The 13,799-nt window shown below is 59.3% G+C and carries 13 protein-coding genes; 7 read left to right on the top strand and 6 right to left on the bottom strand.

Going from position 1 to position 13,799, the window contains the following annotated elements:
- Positions 1-76: 76 nt before the first annotated feature.
- The 3 genes from ACRRSD_RS03960 to ACRRSD_RS03970 form a co-directional block, all read right to left on the bottom strand.
- Positions 77-877, bottom strand: coding sequence for a sulfite exporter TauE/SafE family protein (locus ACRRSD_RS03960; RefSeq protein ID WP_435037200.1), 801 nt, complete (start codon positions 875-877; stop codon positions 77-79).
- 9 nt (positions 878-886) lie between these two features.
- A complete protein-coding gene (locus ACRRSD_RS03965; RefSeq protein WP_435037201.1) occupies positions 887-2,131 on the bottom strand; it encodes an FAD-dependent oxidoreductase in 1,245 nt (414 codons plus the stop codon).
- 80 nt (positions 2,132-2,211) lie between these two features.
- Entirely contained in the window at positions 2,212-2,553 is a 342-nt protein-coding gene (locus ACRRSD_RS03970; protein WP_007915092.1) for an ArsR/SmtB family transcription factor, read from the bottom strand.
- 91 nt (positions 2,554-2,644) lie between these two features.
- Between ACRRSD_RS03970 and ACRRSD_RS03975 the strand changes: the two genes are divergently transcribed.
- Together ACRRSD_RS03975 and ACRRSD_RS03980 are read left to right on the top strand one after the other, a co-directional pair.
- Positions 2,645-3,508: an MBL fold metallo-hydrolase gene (locus ACRRSD_RS03975; RefSeq protein ID WP_435037202.1), complete on the top strand. Its 864-nt coding sequence runs from the start codon at positions 2,645-2,647 to the stop codon at positions 3,506-3,508.
- A gap of 125 nt (positions 3,509-3,633) precedes the next feature.
- Positions 3,634-4,491 (top strand): tyrosinase family protein, encoded by an 858-nt coding sequence (locus tag ACRRSD_RS03980; RefSeq protein WP_435037203.1) that lies wholly within the window; start codon positions 3,634-3,636, stop codon positions 4,489-4,491.
- A gap of 3 nt (positions 4,492-4,494) precedes the next feature.
- Here the strand turns inward: ACRRSD_RS03980 and bkdR are convergent, their stop codons facing one another.
- Entirely contained in the window at positions 4,495-4,983 is a 489-nt protein-coding gene (bkdR, locus tag ACRRSD_RS03985; protein ID WP_007915088.1) for a Bkd operon transcriptional regulator BkdR, read from the bottom strand.
- Positions 4,984-5,168: 185 nt separating this feature from the next.
- Here bkdR and ACRRSD_RS03990 point away from each other — a divergent pair, with 185 nt between their 5' ends.
- The 5 genes from ACRRSD_RS03990 to ACRRSD_RS04010 all read left to right on the top strand — a co-directional run bounded on the left by ACRRSD_RS03990 (position 5,169) and on the right by ACRRSD_RS04010 (position 11,389).
- Complete coding sequence (locus tag ACRRSD_RS03990) at positions 5,169-6,404, top strand: 3-methyl-2-oxobutanoate dehydrogenase (2-methylpropanoyl-transferring) subunit alpha (RefSeq protein WP_435037204.1); 1,236 nt, start codon at positions 5,169-5,171, stop codon at positions 6,402-6,404.
- A gap of 1 nt (position 6,405) precedes the next feature.
- The gene (locus ACRRSD_RS03995) at positions 6,406-7,464 is read left to right on the top strand and encodes an alpha-ketoacid dehydrogenase subunit beta (protein WP_003224000.1); all 1,059 of its coding nucleotides are present in this window, start codon (positions 6,406-6,408) and stop codon (positions 7,462-7,464) included.
- A complete protein-coding gene (locus ACRRSD_RS04000; protein ID WP_435037205.1) occupies positions 7,465-8,733 on the top strand; it encodes a dihydrolipoamide acetyltransferase family protein in 1,269 nt (422 codons plus the stop codon).
- Positions 8,734-8,740: 7 nt separating this feature from the next.
- Positions 8,741-10,114: a dihydrolipoyl dehydrogenase gene (lpdA, locus tag ACRRSD_RS04005; protein ID WP_435037206.1), complete on the top strand. Its 1,374-nt coding sequence runs from the start codon at positions 8,741-8,743 to the stop codon at positions 10,112-10,114.
- A 255-nt stretch (positions 10,115-10,369) separates the two neighbouring features.
- On the top strand, positions 10,370-11,389 hold the full coding sequence (locus tag ACRRSD_RS04010) for a branched-chain amino acid aminotransferase (protein ID WP_435037207.1): 1,020 nt from the start codon (positions 10,370-10,372) through the stop codon (positions 11,387-11,389).
- A gap of 208 nt (positions 11,390-11,597) precedes the next feature.
- On the opposite strand, the gene ACRRSD_RS04015 is transcribed toward ACRRSD_RS04010, so the two are convergent.
- Together ACRRSD_RS04015 and ACRRSD_RS04020 are read right to left on the bottom strand one after the other, a co-directional pair.
- Positions 11,598-12,500 (bottom strand): TIGR03915 family putative DNA repair protein, encoded by a 903-nt coding sequence (locus ACRRSD_RS04015; RefSeq protein ID WP_435037208.1) that lies wholly within the window; start codon positions 12,498-12,500, stop codon positions 11,598-11,600.
- Positions 12,497-13,717 (bottom strand): putative DNA modification/repair radical SAM protein, encoded by a 1,221-nt coding sequence (locus ACRRSD_RS04020; protein WP_077573477.1) that lies wholly within the window; start codon positions 13,715-13,717, stop codon positions 12,497-12,499. The genes ACRRSD_RS04015 and ACRRSD_RS04020 overlap by 4 nt, the downstream gene beginning before the upstream one ends.
- Between the last annotated feature and the right edge of the window lie 82 nt (positions 13,718-13,799).

The following is a 13,799-nucleotide window of genomic DNA, read 5'->3' on the forward strand; positions in this document are numbered from 1 at the left end:
TACAGGGAAACGCAATCCCTGTAGGAGCTGCCGAAGGCTCGGGCCGCGATCGGACGATCTTTTGATCTTCCAATACTCAAGCCCGCAACAACATATACCCCGCCACCACCAGGCACACGCTGGCAAACCCCACCTGCAACGCCCGCGCCGGCACCCGCGCACAGAGCTTGCGCCCGATGATCATGCCGACAATGCTGGCGACGATGAACGCCCCACCCTGCGCATCAATCCGCACACCGGCGTGAAACGAGCCGATCACCCCGATTGCCGAAATCAGACTGATCACCATCAACGACGTGGCAACAATCCCGCGCATCTGCACATCGGTCAGTTGCTTGAACGCCGGCACGATCAAGAAGCCGCCACCGACGCCTAGCAAACCAGACACCACTCCGGTAATGGCGCCCAGTGCCGCCAACGTCGCGGTGCATTTGGCAGTCCAGTCGAAGCGTCCGGTTTCCTCGTTGAGCATGCAATTCTTCTGACCCCAACTGGCGTGACCATGGTCGCTCGGCCCCTCCTGCTGACGCTCGCGACGCAGCATGCGCCAGGCCACCATGACCATCAGCAGACTGAACAGGATCATCAAGATTTTCTCCGGCAACTGGTGCGCGAAGTAAATACCCAACGGCGAAAACACCGCCCCCAACGCCGCAATCAACAACGCCGCGCGATAGCGCACCAGACCATGACGCAAACCGTCGATAGCCCCGACCGCCGCCGCACTGCCGACCGCAAACAGCGCCACTGGCGCCGCTTGCGTCATCGTCCAGCCAAGGCCGAGCACCAGCGCCGGCACCGCCAGAATCCCGCCTCCGGCCCCGGTCAAACCGAGGATCAACCCCATCACCATGCCAAACAGACTTGCCAGCAACATAGGGTTTTCTCAGTCGACCTTTGACAGACCAGTCAGCCACTCGCGGCCCTTGAGCATGCCATTCCAGTAGAACCACGGCAGCAGCGTCGCCTTGAGAAACCACGCCGAACGCCGCGCCACGGTCGGGTCCATAGGGAAGGTCGGTAGCAACTTACCGGCGTAACCGAACTCGGCAAGTATCACCTTGCCCTTCTCCACGGTCAGCGGGCAGGAACCATAACCGTCGTACTTCAGTGGCAGTGGTTGTTGCTTGCGCAGCGCCAGCAGGTTTTCCGCGACCACCACCACTTGCTTGCGCACCGCTGCGGCGGTTTTCGCGTTGCTGGTGCCGCAGATATCGCCGAGTGCGAATACCTCGGGAAAACGCGGATGCTGCAGGCTGTGCGGATTGACTTCACACCAGCCGGCGGCGTCGGCCAACGGGCTTTGGGCGATGAAATCCGGCGAAACCTGCGGCGGCACCACGTGCAGCAGATCGAACGTTTTCGCTTCGAGGCTTATATTGCCGCCAGCATCTTTGACTTCGAACCACGCGGTTTTCGCCGGGCCGTCGACCTTGACCAGATTCGAATTGAACGCCAACTGTGCGTTGTATTTTTCGATGTACTTCATCAACGGCGGAACAAACGTCGCCACACCGAACAGGGCGGCGCCGGCCAGGTTGAATTCGACATTGATGGTGTCCAGCACACCCCTTTTAAGCCAGTGATCGCAAGACAGATACAGCGCTTTTTGCGGCGCGCCGGCGCATTTGATCGGCATCGCCGGTTGAGTGAACAGCGCTTTGCCGCCGCGCAGTTTCTGCACCTGATCCCAGGTGTACTGCGCGTGCTGGTAGCTGTAATTAGAGGTGACGCCGTGCTGGCCGAGGCTTTCCTGCAAGCCTTCGATCTTCTCCCAGGCCAGACGCAGGCCGGGGCAGACGATCAGGTTCTGGTAGCTGACCGTGCGCTCGTCGTTGAGGGTGAGTTGTTTTTTGTCGGGATCGATGCCAGTGACGGCGGCTTGTATCCAAGTGGCTTGGCGCGGCAGTACTTTGGCCATCGGCCTGACCGTGTCTTTCACGTCGTAAGCGCCACCGCCGACCAGCGTCCACGCCGGTTGGTAGTAATGGTGAGTGCTCGACTCGATGACCGTGATGTTCAGGCTCGGATCACGCTTGAGCAGACTGGCGACAAAACCGATACCGGCCGTACCACCGCCGATAACCACGATGTCTGCACTGATGGATGGGCCCCAGTGTTGATCGTTCATTGCTTGTTCCTTTTGCTGCACGCAAGGATTGTTCGAGCCAAACCACAAATCCCACATTGAACCAGTGCCATGGCTGGCATTTATTGATGGCCCAGACTTTTCAGCACGGCTCCGCAATACAACCCGGAGAGAGTTTTCATCACCTGAATGACTTCCGGACTGGCGAGCCCATAAAAAATGTACTTGCCTTCACGACGGGTCGCGACCAGACCTTCATCGCGCAGGATGCCCAGTTGCTGGGACAGCGTCGGCTGGCGCACGCCGGTCATCTTTTCCAGTTCGCCAACGTTGCGTTCGCCCTGAGTCAGTTGACAGAGGATCAGCAGGCGATCCTCATTGGCCATAGCCTTGAGCAGCGCGCAGGCCTTGGAGGCCGAAGCGCGCAGTTGGGCGACTTCACATTCGGTCAGACTGGATTGCATTTGCACGATGCCTTCAAGGTCACTTAAGCTGCGAACATTATGTTTTTAGATAAAGTGTTGCAACCCATTTTCCTCGTTCAGGTTGGTGTCCATGCCCGCGCAGATTGAAGCTTTCCTCGACCCCGCCTCCTCGACCTACAGCTATGTGGTCTATGAAGCCGACGGCGGGCAATGTGCAATCGTCGATCCGGTGCTCGATTACGACGGCGCCGCCGGGCGCACCTGCACCGCCCAGGCCGACAAAATCATCGCCTTCGTTCGCGCCCACAACCTGCAAGTGCAGTGGCTGCTGGAAACCCACGCCCACGCCGATCACCTGTCTGCCGCGCCGTATCTGCGGCGGGAACTGGGCGGGAAAATCGCCATTGGCGAATCGATCAGCAAAGTGCAGAACGTGTTCAAGGCGCTGTTCAATCTGGAGCCGGAGTTCTGCGTTGATGGCTCGCAGTTCGATCACCTGTTTGCGCCGAACGAATCGTTCCGCATCGGCAACCTCAAGGCCACCGCCCTGCACGTCCCCGGTCATACCCCGGCGGACATGGCCTATTTGATCGATGGCGAGCAGATTCTGGTGGGCGATACGTTGTTCATGCCGGATGTCGGCACCGCGCGTTGCGACTTTCCCGGAGGCAATGCCCACCAATTGTTCAACTCGATTCACAAACTGCTGGCCTTCCCCGCCAGTGTGAAACTCTACGTTTGCCACGATTACCCGCCCGAGGGCCGTGAGTCGCAGTGCCAGACCACCGTCGGCGAGCAGCGCAAAAACAATATTCATGTGCATGACGGGATTGATGAGGCCGCGTTCGTCGAGATGCGTACAAAACGTGATGCCGGGCTGGGTATGCCGACGTTGCTGCTGCCGGCGATTCAGGTGAATGTGCGGGCGGGAAATCTGCCACCGGCGGAGGAAAACGGTGTGGTGTACCTGAAGATTCCGCTCAATTCTCTATAGGAAAAAGTCGCTCGGGGCGTCGCCGGATTATTTTTCCTACGAACGCTGGCGACAGTGATGAACTGGTGAAAATTCTCTGAGCGAGCAGACTCCATTGGGCAAACATTCAATGGAGTTTTCGCAATATGGATATCCGTCGTAATCACCGTGACATGACCGCGCAACAGAAATCCGCCTTCATCGATGCCATCCTGAGGCTGAAAAACAACGTCGACAGCGTACTGCGACCCGGACAGCAAAGCCGCTACGATGACTTTGTGCAGATCCACAAAAATTCGATGGGCCGGGGCAATCTGCTGACACCCAATCCGCATATGAGTCCCCTGTTTTATCCATGGCACCGAATTCTGATCCGCCAGTTCGAACTGGCCCTGCAATCAGCGACCAATGACCCGAGCATCACTTTGCCCTACTGGAACTGGCAACTGACCGGCGCCGACAACCCCTTCACCTCGGACTTCATGGGTTCAAACGGTGACAGCCTGCAAGATCAGCGCGTCACCAGCGGCCCGTTCTCCAGAGAACATTCGCAATTCGATGTCAGGGTCTGGGACGAGGGCATTGGCAACATCGGCATTCGTCGAGATCTGGGAGCAAGCGGCGCACTGCCCACCCCGCAGGATGTTATTTCGACCCTGAACAGAACGCCTTACTGGATGGAAGCAAGCGGCTGGGAAAACATTTCGGAAAGCCTTTTGCACAATCCGGTACATGCCTGGATTGGCGGCACGATGGCGCAAGCCTCCTCACCCAATGACCCAATATTTTTCCTGCACCATTGTTACCTCGATTTGTTGTGGGAACGCTGGAAGCATCAGCATTCTGGCACTGCGGGGTTTACCAACGAGGCAGGTTCGCCGGACATGAACGACACCGTGCTGGTCTTTCATCCCGCGAATGAACCCGCTCCCTGGGAACAAACCTATACCGTCCAGCAAACACTGTTCACGGCAGAGCTCGATTACCGGTATGACTACATCTGACTTTCAGTTACCCAGCGTCAGGCCGTTCGCTGGCAAGGGCAACGCAGTCTTGTAGCGAACCTGCTTGAGCGCAAAGCTGGAACGGATGTTCGCCACACCCGGCACTTTGGTCAGGAAGTCCATCATGAAGCGTTCGAGCGACTGAATGGTAGGGACCAGGACCCGGATGAGGTAATCCGGGTCTCCGGCCATGAGGTAGCACTCCATCACCTCCGGACGATCGGAAATCGCCTCCTCAAAATGCTGCAGCGCTTCCTCGACCTGCTTCTCCAGGCTGACGTGAATGAACACGTTCACGTGCAGCCCCAGCAGGTCGGCATCGAGCAACGTCACCTGCTCGCGAATCAGCCCTAATTCCTCCATTGCCTTGACCCGGTTAAAGCACGGCGTCGGCGACAGATTCACCGAGCGTGCCAGGTCGGCATTGGTAATGCGCGCATTCTCCTGAAGGCTGTTGAGAATGCCAATGTCGGTACGGTCAAGTTTGCGCATGAGACAAAACCACCTGTTTTTTATGTTTATGCAGAATTTCTATCTGCAAATCATCTCCAGCGCAACGAAACAGAGATAAATATTCTTCTTGGCCGGGCCTATGATTGTTGTAGGACAAGATTTCTTCTACCGAAGAATGACTGCCAGCTCACTACAAGAAATTCACAAGATCGAGCGTAGAAGCCATGACCCAAGCGTACGAACCGCTGCGCCTGCACGTCCCTGAACCCTCGGGCCGTCCAGGCTGCAAAACCGATTTTTCCTACCTGCATCTGACCGATGCCGGTACGGTGCGCAAACCTCCCGTCGATGTAGAACCTGCCGACACCGCCGACCTGGCGCGTGGGCTTATTCGCGTGCTCGACGATCAGGGCAACGCTCTCGGCCCTTGGGCTGAAAACGTGCCGGTCGAGATCCTGCGAAAAGGCATGCGCGCCATGCTCAAGACGCGGATCTACGACAACCGCATGGTGGTCGCCCAGCGTCAGAAAAAAATGTCGTTCTACATGCAGAGCCTCGGCGAAGAAGCCATCGGCAGTGCTCAGGCACTGGCCTTGAACATCGACGACATGTGCTTCCCGACCTACCGCCAGCAAAGCATCCTGATGGCCCGCGAAGTGCCTTTGGTCGACCTGATCTGTCAACTGCTGTCCAACGAGCGCGATCCGCTCAAAGGCCGCCAGTTGCCGATCATGTATTCGGTCAAGGAAGCGGGTTTCTTCACCATCTCCGGCAACCTCGCGACCCAGTTCATTCAGGGCGTGGGCTGGGGCATGGCCTCGGCGATCAAGGGCGACACCAAAATCGCCTCGGCGTGGATCGGCGACGGCGCTACCGCCGAATCGGACTTCCACACCGCCCTCACCTTCGCTCACGTTTATCGTGCGCCGGTGATCCTCAACGTCGTGAATAACCAATGGGCGATTTCGACCTTCCAGGCCATCGCCGGTGGTGAAGCCACCACCTTCGCCGGACGCGGCGTCGGTTGCGGCATCGCTTCGCTGCGCGTGGATGGCAACGACTTCTACGCGGTCTACGCCGCCTCTGCCTGGGCTGCCGAACGCGCCCGGCGCAATCTCGGCCCGACCATGATCGAATGGGTCACCTACCGCGCCGGCCCGCACTCGACCTCCGACGATCCGTCGAAATATCGTCCGGCCGATGACTGGAGCCACTTCCCGCTCGGCGACCCGATCGCCCGCCTGAAACAGCACCTTATCAAGGTCGGTCACTGGTCGGAAGAAGAGCACGCCGCCGTCAGCGCCGAGCTTGAAGCCGAAGTGATTGCCGCGCAGAAACAGGCCGAACAGTACGGCACCCTCGCCGGCGGCCAGATACCAAGCGCCGCAACCATGTTCGAAGACGTCTACAAAGAGATGCCGGAGCACTTGAAGCGCCAGCGTCAGCAGTTAGGGATCTGACATGAACGATCACAACAACAATATTCAGTTGGAAACCGCCATGACCACGACCACCATGACCATGATCCAGGCCCTGCGCTCGGCCATGGATGTGATGCTTGAGCGTGATGACAACGTCGTCGTGTTCGGTCAGGACGTTGGCTACTTCGGCGGCGTGTTCCGTTGCACCGAAGGCCTGCAGACCAAGTACGGCACCTCCCGCGTATTCGACGCACCGATCTCCGAAAGCGGCATCGTCGGCGTTGCCGTCGGTATGGGCGCTTACGGTCTGCGTCCGGTCGCCGAGATTCAGTTCGCCGACTACGTCTACCCCGCCTCGGACCAGATCATTTCCGAAGCGGCGCGCCTGCGTTATCGCTCGGCCGGCGAGTTCACCGCGCCGATGACCCTGCGCATGCCATGCGGCGGCGGCATCTATGGCGGGCAGACCCACAGCCAGAGCATCGAGGCGATGTTCACCCAAGTCTGCGGTCTGCGCACCGTCATGCCATCCAACCCGTATGACGCCAAAGGCCTGCTGATCGCCTCCATCGAAAACGATGACCCGGTGATCTTCCTTGAGCCGAAACGCCTGTACAACGGCCCTTTCGACGGTCACCACGACCGCCCGGTAACGCCGTGGTCGAAACACCCGCAAGCCCAGGTTCCGGACGGTTACTACACCGTGCCGCTGGACGTTGCTGCGATTACCCGTCCGGGCAAGGACGTGACCGTGCTGACTTACGGCACCACCGTATATGTCTCGCAAGTCGCGGCCGAAGAATCCGGCGTCGATGCCGAAGTCATCGACCTGCGCAGCCTGTGGCCGCTGGATCTGGAAACCATCGTCAAGTCGGTGAAGAAAACCGGCCGTTGCGTGGTGGTACACGAAGCCACGCGCACCTGCGGTTTCGGCGCCGAACTGGTGTCGCTGGTGCAAGAGCATTGCTTCCATCACCTGGAAGCGCCGATCGAACGCGTCACCGGTTGGGACACCCCCTACCCGCACGCGCAGGAGTGGGCGTATTTCCCAGGGCCGTCCCGAGTGGGCGCGGCGTTGAAACGGGTCATGGAGGTCTGAATGGGCACGCACGTTATCAAGATGCCGGACATCGGCGAAGGCATCGCAGAAGTAGAACTGTCGCAGTGGCACGTCAAGGTTGGCGATCTGGTCGTTGAAGACCAGGTGCTGGCGGACGTGATGACCGACAAGGCGATGGTCGATATTCCATCGCCTGTGCATGGCAAGGTGATTGCCCTCGGCGGTCAGCCGGGTGAAGTGATGGCGGTAGGCAGTGTGCTGATCAGCATTGAGGTTGAAGGCGCCGGTAACTTGAAAGAGTCCACCGCTCCTGTTGTTACGAAAGAGCCTGGCGCGCCAAAAGTTGAGGCCGTTGTTGAGAGCAAACCTGCTCCAGCCGCCCCGCGTCCGGCTGCGGTTTGCCACGGCCCGATGGTTGCTCGCGAAGCGGACGAACGCCCGCTGGCCTCCCCAGCCGTACGCAAACACGCGCTGGATCTGGGGATTCAGTTGCGTCTGGTACGCGGTTCCGGCCCGGCCGGTCGTGTGCTGCACGAAGACCTTGAAGCCTATCTGGCGCAAGGTCAGTCGAATGCCTCGGCGCCGGTGGCTGCCGCTTACGCCCAGCGTAATGACGAAGAACAGATTCAAGTCATCGGCATGCGCCGCAAGATCGCCCAGCGTATGCAGGACGCCACCCAGCGCGCCGCACACTTCAGCTACATTGAGGAAATTGACGTCACCGCGATTGAAGAGCTGCGTGCGCACCTGAATGAAAAACACGGCGCCAGCCGTGGCAAGTTGACCTTGCTGCCGTTCCTCGTCCGCGCTCTTGTCGTCGCCCTGCGCGACTTCCCGCAGATGAACGCCCGTTACGACGACGAAGCTCAGGTCATCACTCGCCTCGGCGCTGTACATGTCGGCGTCGCTACGCAAAGCGATGTTGGCCTGATGGTGCCGGTGGTGCGTCACGCCGAAGCGCGCAGCCTGTGGGACAGCGCCACGGAAATCTCGCGTCTGGCCAACGCCGCACGCAATGGCAAGGCCAGCCGCGATGAGTTGTCCGGCTCGACCATCACCCTGACCAGCCTCGGTGCACTGGGCGGCATCGTCAGCACGCCGGTGTTGAACCTGCCGGAAGTGGCGATCATCGGCGTCAACAAAATCGTCGAACGGCCGATGGTCGTCAAAGGCCAGGTGGTAATCCGCAAGATGATGAACCTCTCCAGCTCGTTCGATCACCGCGTGGTCGACGGCATGGACGCAGCCCTCTTCATCCAAGCCATTCGTGGCTTGATCGAACAACCTGCCACTTTGTTTGTGGAGTAAGGCGCGCATGCAATCTCTGAACACTACGCTTCTGATTATCGGCGGCGGCCCCGGCGGTTATGTCACGGCGATCCGCGCCGGGCAACTGGGCATTTCGACCATTCTGGTCGAAGGCCAATCACTTGGCGGCACCTGTCTGAACATCGGCTGCATCCCGTCGAAAGCGCTGATTCACGTGGCTGAGCAGTTTCACCAGACCCAACATCACAGTCAGCATTCGGCGCTGGGCATCACCGTGTCTGCACCGAGCCTCGACATCACTAAAAGCGTCGAGTGGAAGGACGGCATCGTTGATCGCCTGACCACTGGCGTCGCTGCACTGTTGAAGAAGAACAAGGTTCAGGTCATCAATGGCTGGGCCAAAGTCATCGACGGTAAAACCGTGGATGTCGGCGACACGCGCATCCAGTGCGAGCATCTGGTGCTGGCCACCGGTTCGACCAGCGTCAATCTGCCGATCCTGCCGATTGGCGGGCCGATCATCTCCTCCACCGAAGCGCTGGCGCCGAAATCCGTGCCGAAACGTCTGGTGGTGGTCGGCGGTGGTTACATTGGTCTGGAACTGGGCATTGCCTATCGCAAGCTCGGTGCCGAGGTCAGCGTGGTCGAGGCGCAGGATCGCATCCTGCCGGCCTATGATGCGGAGCTGACGCAACCGGTGCATGACGCGTTGAAGCAACTGGGCGTTAATTTGTATTTGAAACACAGCGTACTGGGTTTCGACGGCACCTTGCAGGTGCGCGATCCCGAGGGCGAAACCCTCAACCTGGAAACCGATCAGGTGCTGGTTGCCGTCGGTCGCAAACCGAATACCCAGGGCTGGAACCTTGAAGCACTGAATCTGGACATGAACGGTTCGGCGATCAAGATCGACAGCCGTTGCCAGACCAGCATGCGCAACGTCTACGCGATTGGCGACCTGAGCGGCGAGCCGATGCTGGCCCACCGCGCCATGGCCCAAGGCGAAATGGTTGCCGAGTTGATCAGCGGCAAAACCCGTGAATTCAACCCGACTGCCATTGCTGCCGTGTGCTTCACCGACCCGGAACTGGTGGTGGTCGGCAAGACGCCGGACGAGGCCACGGCTACAGGTCTGGACTGCATCGTTTCCAGTTTCCCGTTCGCCGCCAATGGCCGGGCGATGACGCTGGAATCGAAAAGCGGCTTTGTGCGCGTGGTCGCTCGTCGGGATAACCATGTGATTGTTGGCTGGCAAGCAGTAGGCGTTGGCGTGTCCGAGTTGTCGACAGCGTTTGCGCAAAGCCTGGAAATGGGCGCGCGGCTGGAAGACATCGGCGGCACCATTCATGCGCATCCGACCTTGGGTGAAGCGGTGCAGGAGGCGGCGTTGCGTGCCCTCGGGCATGCGTTGCACCTGTAAAGATCAAAAGATCGTCCGATCGCGGCCCGAGCCTTCGGCAGCTCCTACAGGGGTTCGCCTATTCTGTAGGAGCTGCCGCAGGCTGCGATCTTTTCAGCGATGAACGAGGATTTTTCATAAGCAGGCTAATAAATCTGCTCATCCCTCCATCGTCCGGGCTGCGAAACCGCTCAAGAATGAAGTATTGTTGTGCCCATCCAAAAAACGTCAGAAGCCTTGAACCGTTTCGACGGTTGTTCAGTGATAGAGGGTGTCATGGGTAACGAGAGCATCAATTGGGACAAGCTGGGTTTTGACTACATCAAGACCGACAAACGCTATCTGTCGTACTTTCGCGATGGCGAGTGGGACAAAGGCACCCTGACCGAAGATAACGTGCTGCACATCAGCGAAGGCTCGACTGCCCTTCACTATGGCCAGCAGTGCTTCGAAGGCATGAAGGCCTATCGTTGCAAGGACGGCTCGATCAACCTGTTCCGCCCCGACCAGAACGCCCTGCGCATGCAACGCAGCTGCGCGCGTCTGCTGATGCCGACGGTCGACACCGAGCAGTTCATCGAAGCGTGCAAAGCCGTGGTTCGCGCCAACGAGCGCTTTATCCCGCCGTACGGCACTGGCGGCGCGCTGTATCTGCGCCCGTTCGTGATCGGCGTGGGTGACAATATCGGTGTGCGCACCGCACCCGAGTTCATCTTCTCGATCTTCTGCATTCCGGTCGGCGCTTACTTCAAGGGTGGCCTGACCCCGCACAACTTCCAGATCTCCAGCTACGACCGTGCGGCCCCACAAGGCACCGGCGCAGCCAAGGTCGGTGGCAACTACGCGGCCAGCCTGATGCCAGGCTCGAAAGCCAAGAAAGCCAACTTCGCCGACGCGATCTACCTGGACCCGATGACCCACACCAAGATCGAAGAAGTCGGTTCGGCCAACTTCTTCGGGATCACCCACGACAACAAGTTCGTCACCCCGAACTCGCCGTCCGTTCTGCCAGGCATCACCCGTCTGTCGCTGATCGAACTGGCCAAGACCCGTCTGGGCCTGGAAGTGGTTGAAGGTGATGTGCTGATCGACAAGCTGTCGGACTTCAAGGAAGCCGGCGCTTGCGGTACTGCAGCGGTGATCACGCCGATCGGTGGCATCAGCTACAACGACCATCTGCATGTGTTCCATAGCGAGACCGAAGTGGGTCCTGTGACCCAGAAGCTCTACAAAGAGCTGACTGGCGTGCAGACCGGCGACATCGAAGCGCCAGCGGGCTGGATCGTCAAGGTTTGATTTGACGGCTGCTGATGTAGAAAAGCCCTCCACCGAGTGATTGGTGGGGGGCTTTTTTGATTGTGTTTGTTGGTTTTTTTTGTGTAAGGCTGGAGATCTTTTCCCCCTCACCCCAGCCCTCCCGAAACGTCGGACCGCCCACAGGGGGGGCGAGGGGGAAAGGGAGCCGATCGTTGTGCCGTTCAAAACCTGAGTTCGACTTGATCTTTCAGGTCGATGTAGTACGCGAGAACACCTCGGTCGGCTCCCTCTCCCTCCGGGAGAGGGCTGGGGTGAGGGTAGGCTTTTCGCTCTTCAAGGCAATCCGTTTACCAAGTCGCTCAGCAATCCCGCTCGCCTGCCCATTCTGCTGCTTACCCATCCGCGCCTGCGTAATCAACCCGGGTATCAACTCCCCCTCCGGCAGATTCTTCCAGAACCGCGTCGGCAAATGCCCCTGCATGACCTTCTCGTTCAACCGCGCTGGATTAAAGATGTGACTGTAATACGTCAGCCACAGATCACCATGGGGATCCTCGACGTTCTGCGCCAACTGCTGCCATTCCAGCGGGCATTGACGCTGATGGATCAATTGCTCGCCATCGTAATAAACCCCATCGCGCGGCGTGGCGATCAACCAGCGGTAGCGGCCCATCCGACCAATAAAATGCTCACTGGCGCTGTGCAGAATGTCATGGGCCGGTTCATGCCAAGCCACATATTGCGGGCCTGCGCTGGATGATGGCCGCTCGATGAAACGTACAAATGCGTGCAGGTGATGGGCTTCTCGATTCACTTGTTTGATACGTCGCTGCAGTTCGCTGCCGAGTTTGTCCCCGGCCATCATCGCAGTACGGTCGCCGTGGCTGACGCGCCACAACACTTCATACAACAGGCTCCAGCGTTGATCACCGCGATAGCGCGAGGCTTGTTCCAGGGTATCGATCAGCGCGCGCGGGATTCTCGCCATAAACGGCCCCTGCCCTTCAGGCACCGGATCATCATTGGCAAACAAATCACCCAAGCCTTGCGAAGCCCAGCTCACCAGACTCGGATCGACTTCATGGCTCAGCAGCCAGCGTGCCTGCTGGCGCCAGGTGTCGAACAGATCATCGCAATCGAGATTGATCATCCCCACAGCCCCATCTGTTGCGGCATCGGCCGGTCGCGCAATTGCTGATAGAGCAAATGGCTGGTGACCTCGGCCTGCTGCGGATGGTAGTCGCTGGTAATGATGAAAGGCTTGGCCTTGGCCAGCACGCAGCGCATGCGTGCGACGTCTTCGTAGCGAATGCGCCGCTGTCGGCGCAGCTCGACCAGACGTTCGGTGGTGCGCAAGCCGATCCCGGGAATACGCGCGATCAGGGACGCTTCGGCTCGGTTTAGATCGAGCGGGAACACCTCGCGATTCTGCAACGCCCAGGCCAGTTTCGGATCGATGTCCAACGCCAGATTGCCCGGCCCCTTGAGCAATTCATCAGCGCTGTAGCCGTAGCTGCGCAGGAGAAAATCAGCCTGATACAAACGGTGTTCGCGCATCAGCGGCGGCGCGGCCAGCGGCACACTTTTCGGGCTGTCGGGGATCGGGCTAAAGGCCGAATAGTAGACCCGGCGCAGACGGAAATTGCCGTACAAGGCCTGGGCACTGTGAAGGATGGTGCTGTCGTCGGTGTCGTCGGCGCCGACAATCAACTGCGTGCTCTGCCCGGCCGGGGCGAACTTCGCCGAGCGCGGTTCGTTCAGAACAGTCTGCACGCCGGTGTAGATGGTATTCATCGCCTGCTTGATCGACGCGATGTCCTTCTCCGGCGCCAACACTTGCAGGCTGGCATCGGTCGGCAGCTCGATGTTGACGCTCAGGCGATCGGCGTAGCGCCCCGCCTCCTCGATCAATGCCGGATCGGCTTCGGGGATGGTCTTGAGATGGATGTACCCGCGAAACTCATGCTCTTCGCGCAGCAGCTTCGCCACCCGCACCAGTTGTTCCATGGTGTAGTCCGCCGAACGAATGATCCCCGAACTGAGAAACAGCCCACTGACGCAGTTGCGCCGGTAGAAATCCATAGTCAGCGCGACGACCTCTTCAGGCGTAAAGCGCGCACGCGGGACATCGCTGGAGCGGCGGTTGACGCAATACTGGCAATCGTAAAGACAGAAGTTGGTCAGCAGAATCTTCAGCAACGACACGCAGCGCCCGTCCGGCGTGTAGCTGTGGCAAATGCCCATGCCATCGGTCGAACCCAAGCCGCTCTTGCCCTCGGAACTGCGCTTGGGCGCACCGCTGCTCGCGCAGGAGGCGTCGTACTTGGCGGCGTCGGCGAGAATGCTCAGCTTGTCGATGATTTGCATGGCGCGGGACTCTGTACTGTTTGCATATACAGTATAGAGTCGTTTGCGGTGATACAAGGTGGCAGATGCGCCCCTCGTCGGT

The sequence above is a fragment of the Pseudomonas neuropathica genome (assembly GCF_051174785.1).
GTDB classification, from domain to species: Bacteria; Pseudomonadota; Gammaproteobacteria; order Pseudomonadales; family Pseudomonadaceae; genus Aquipseudomonas; species Aquipseudomonas neuropathica_A.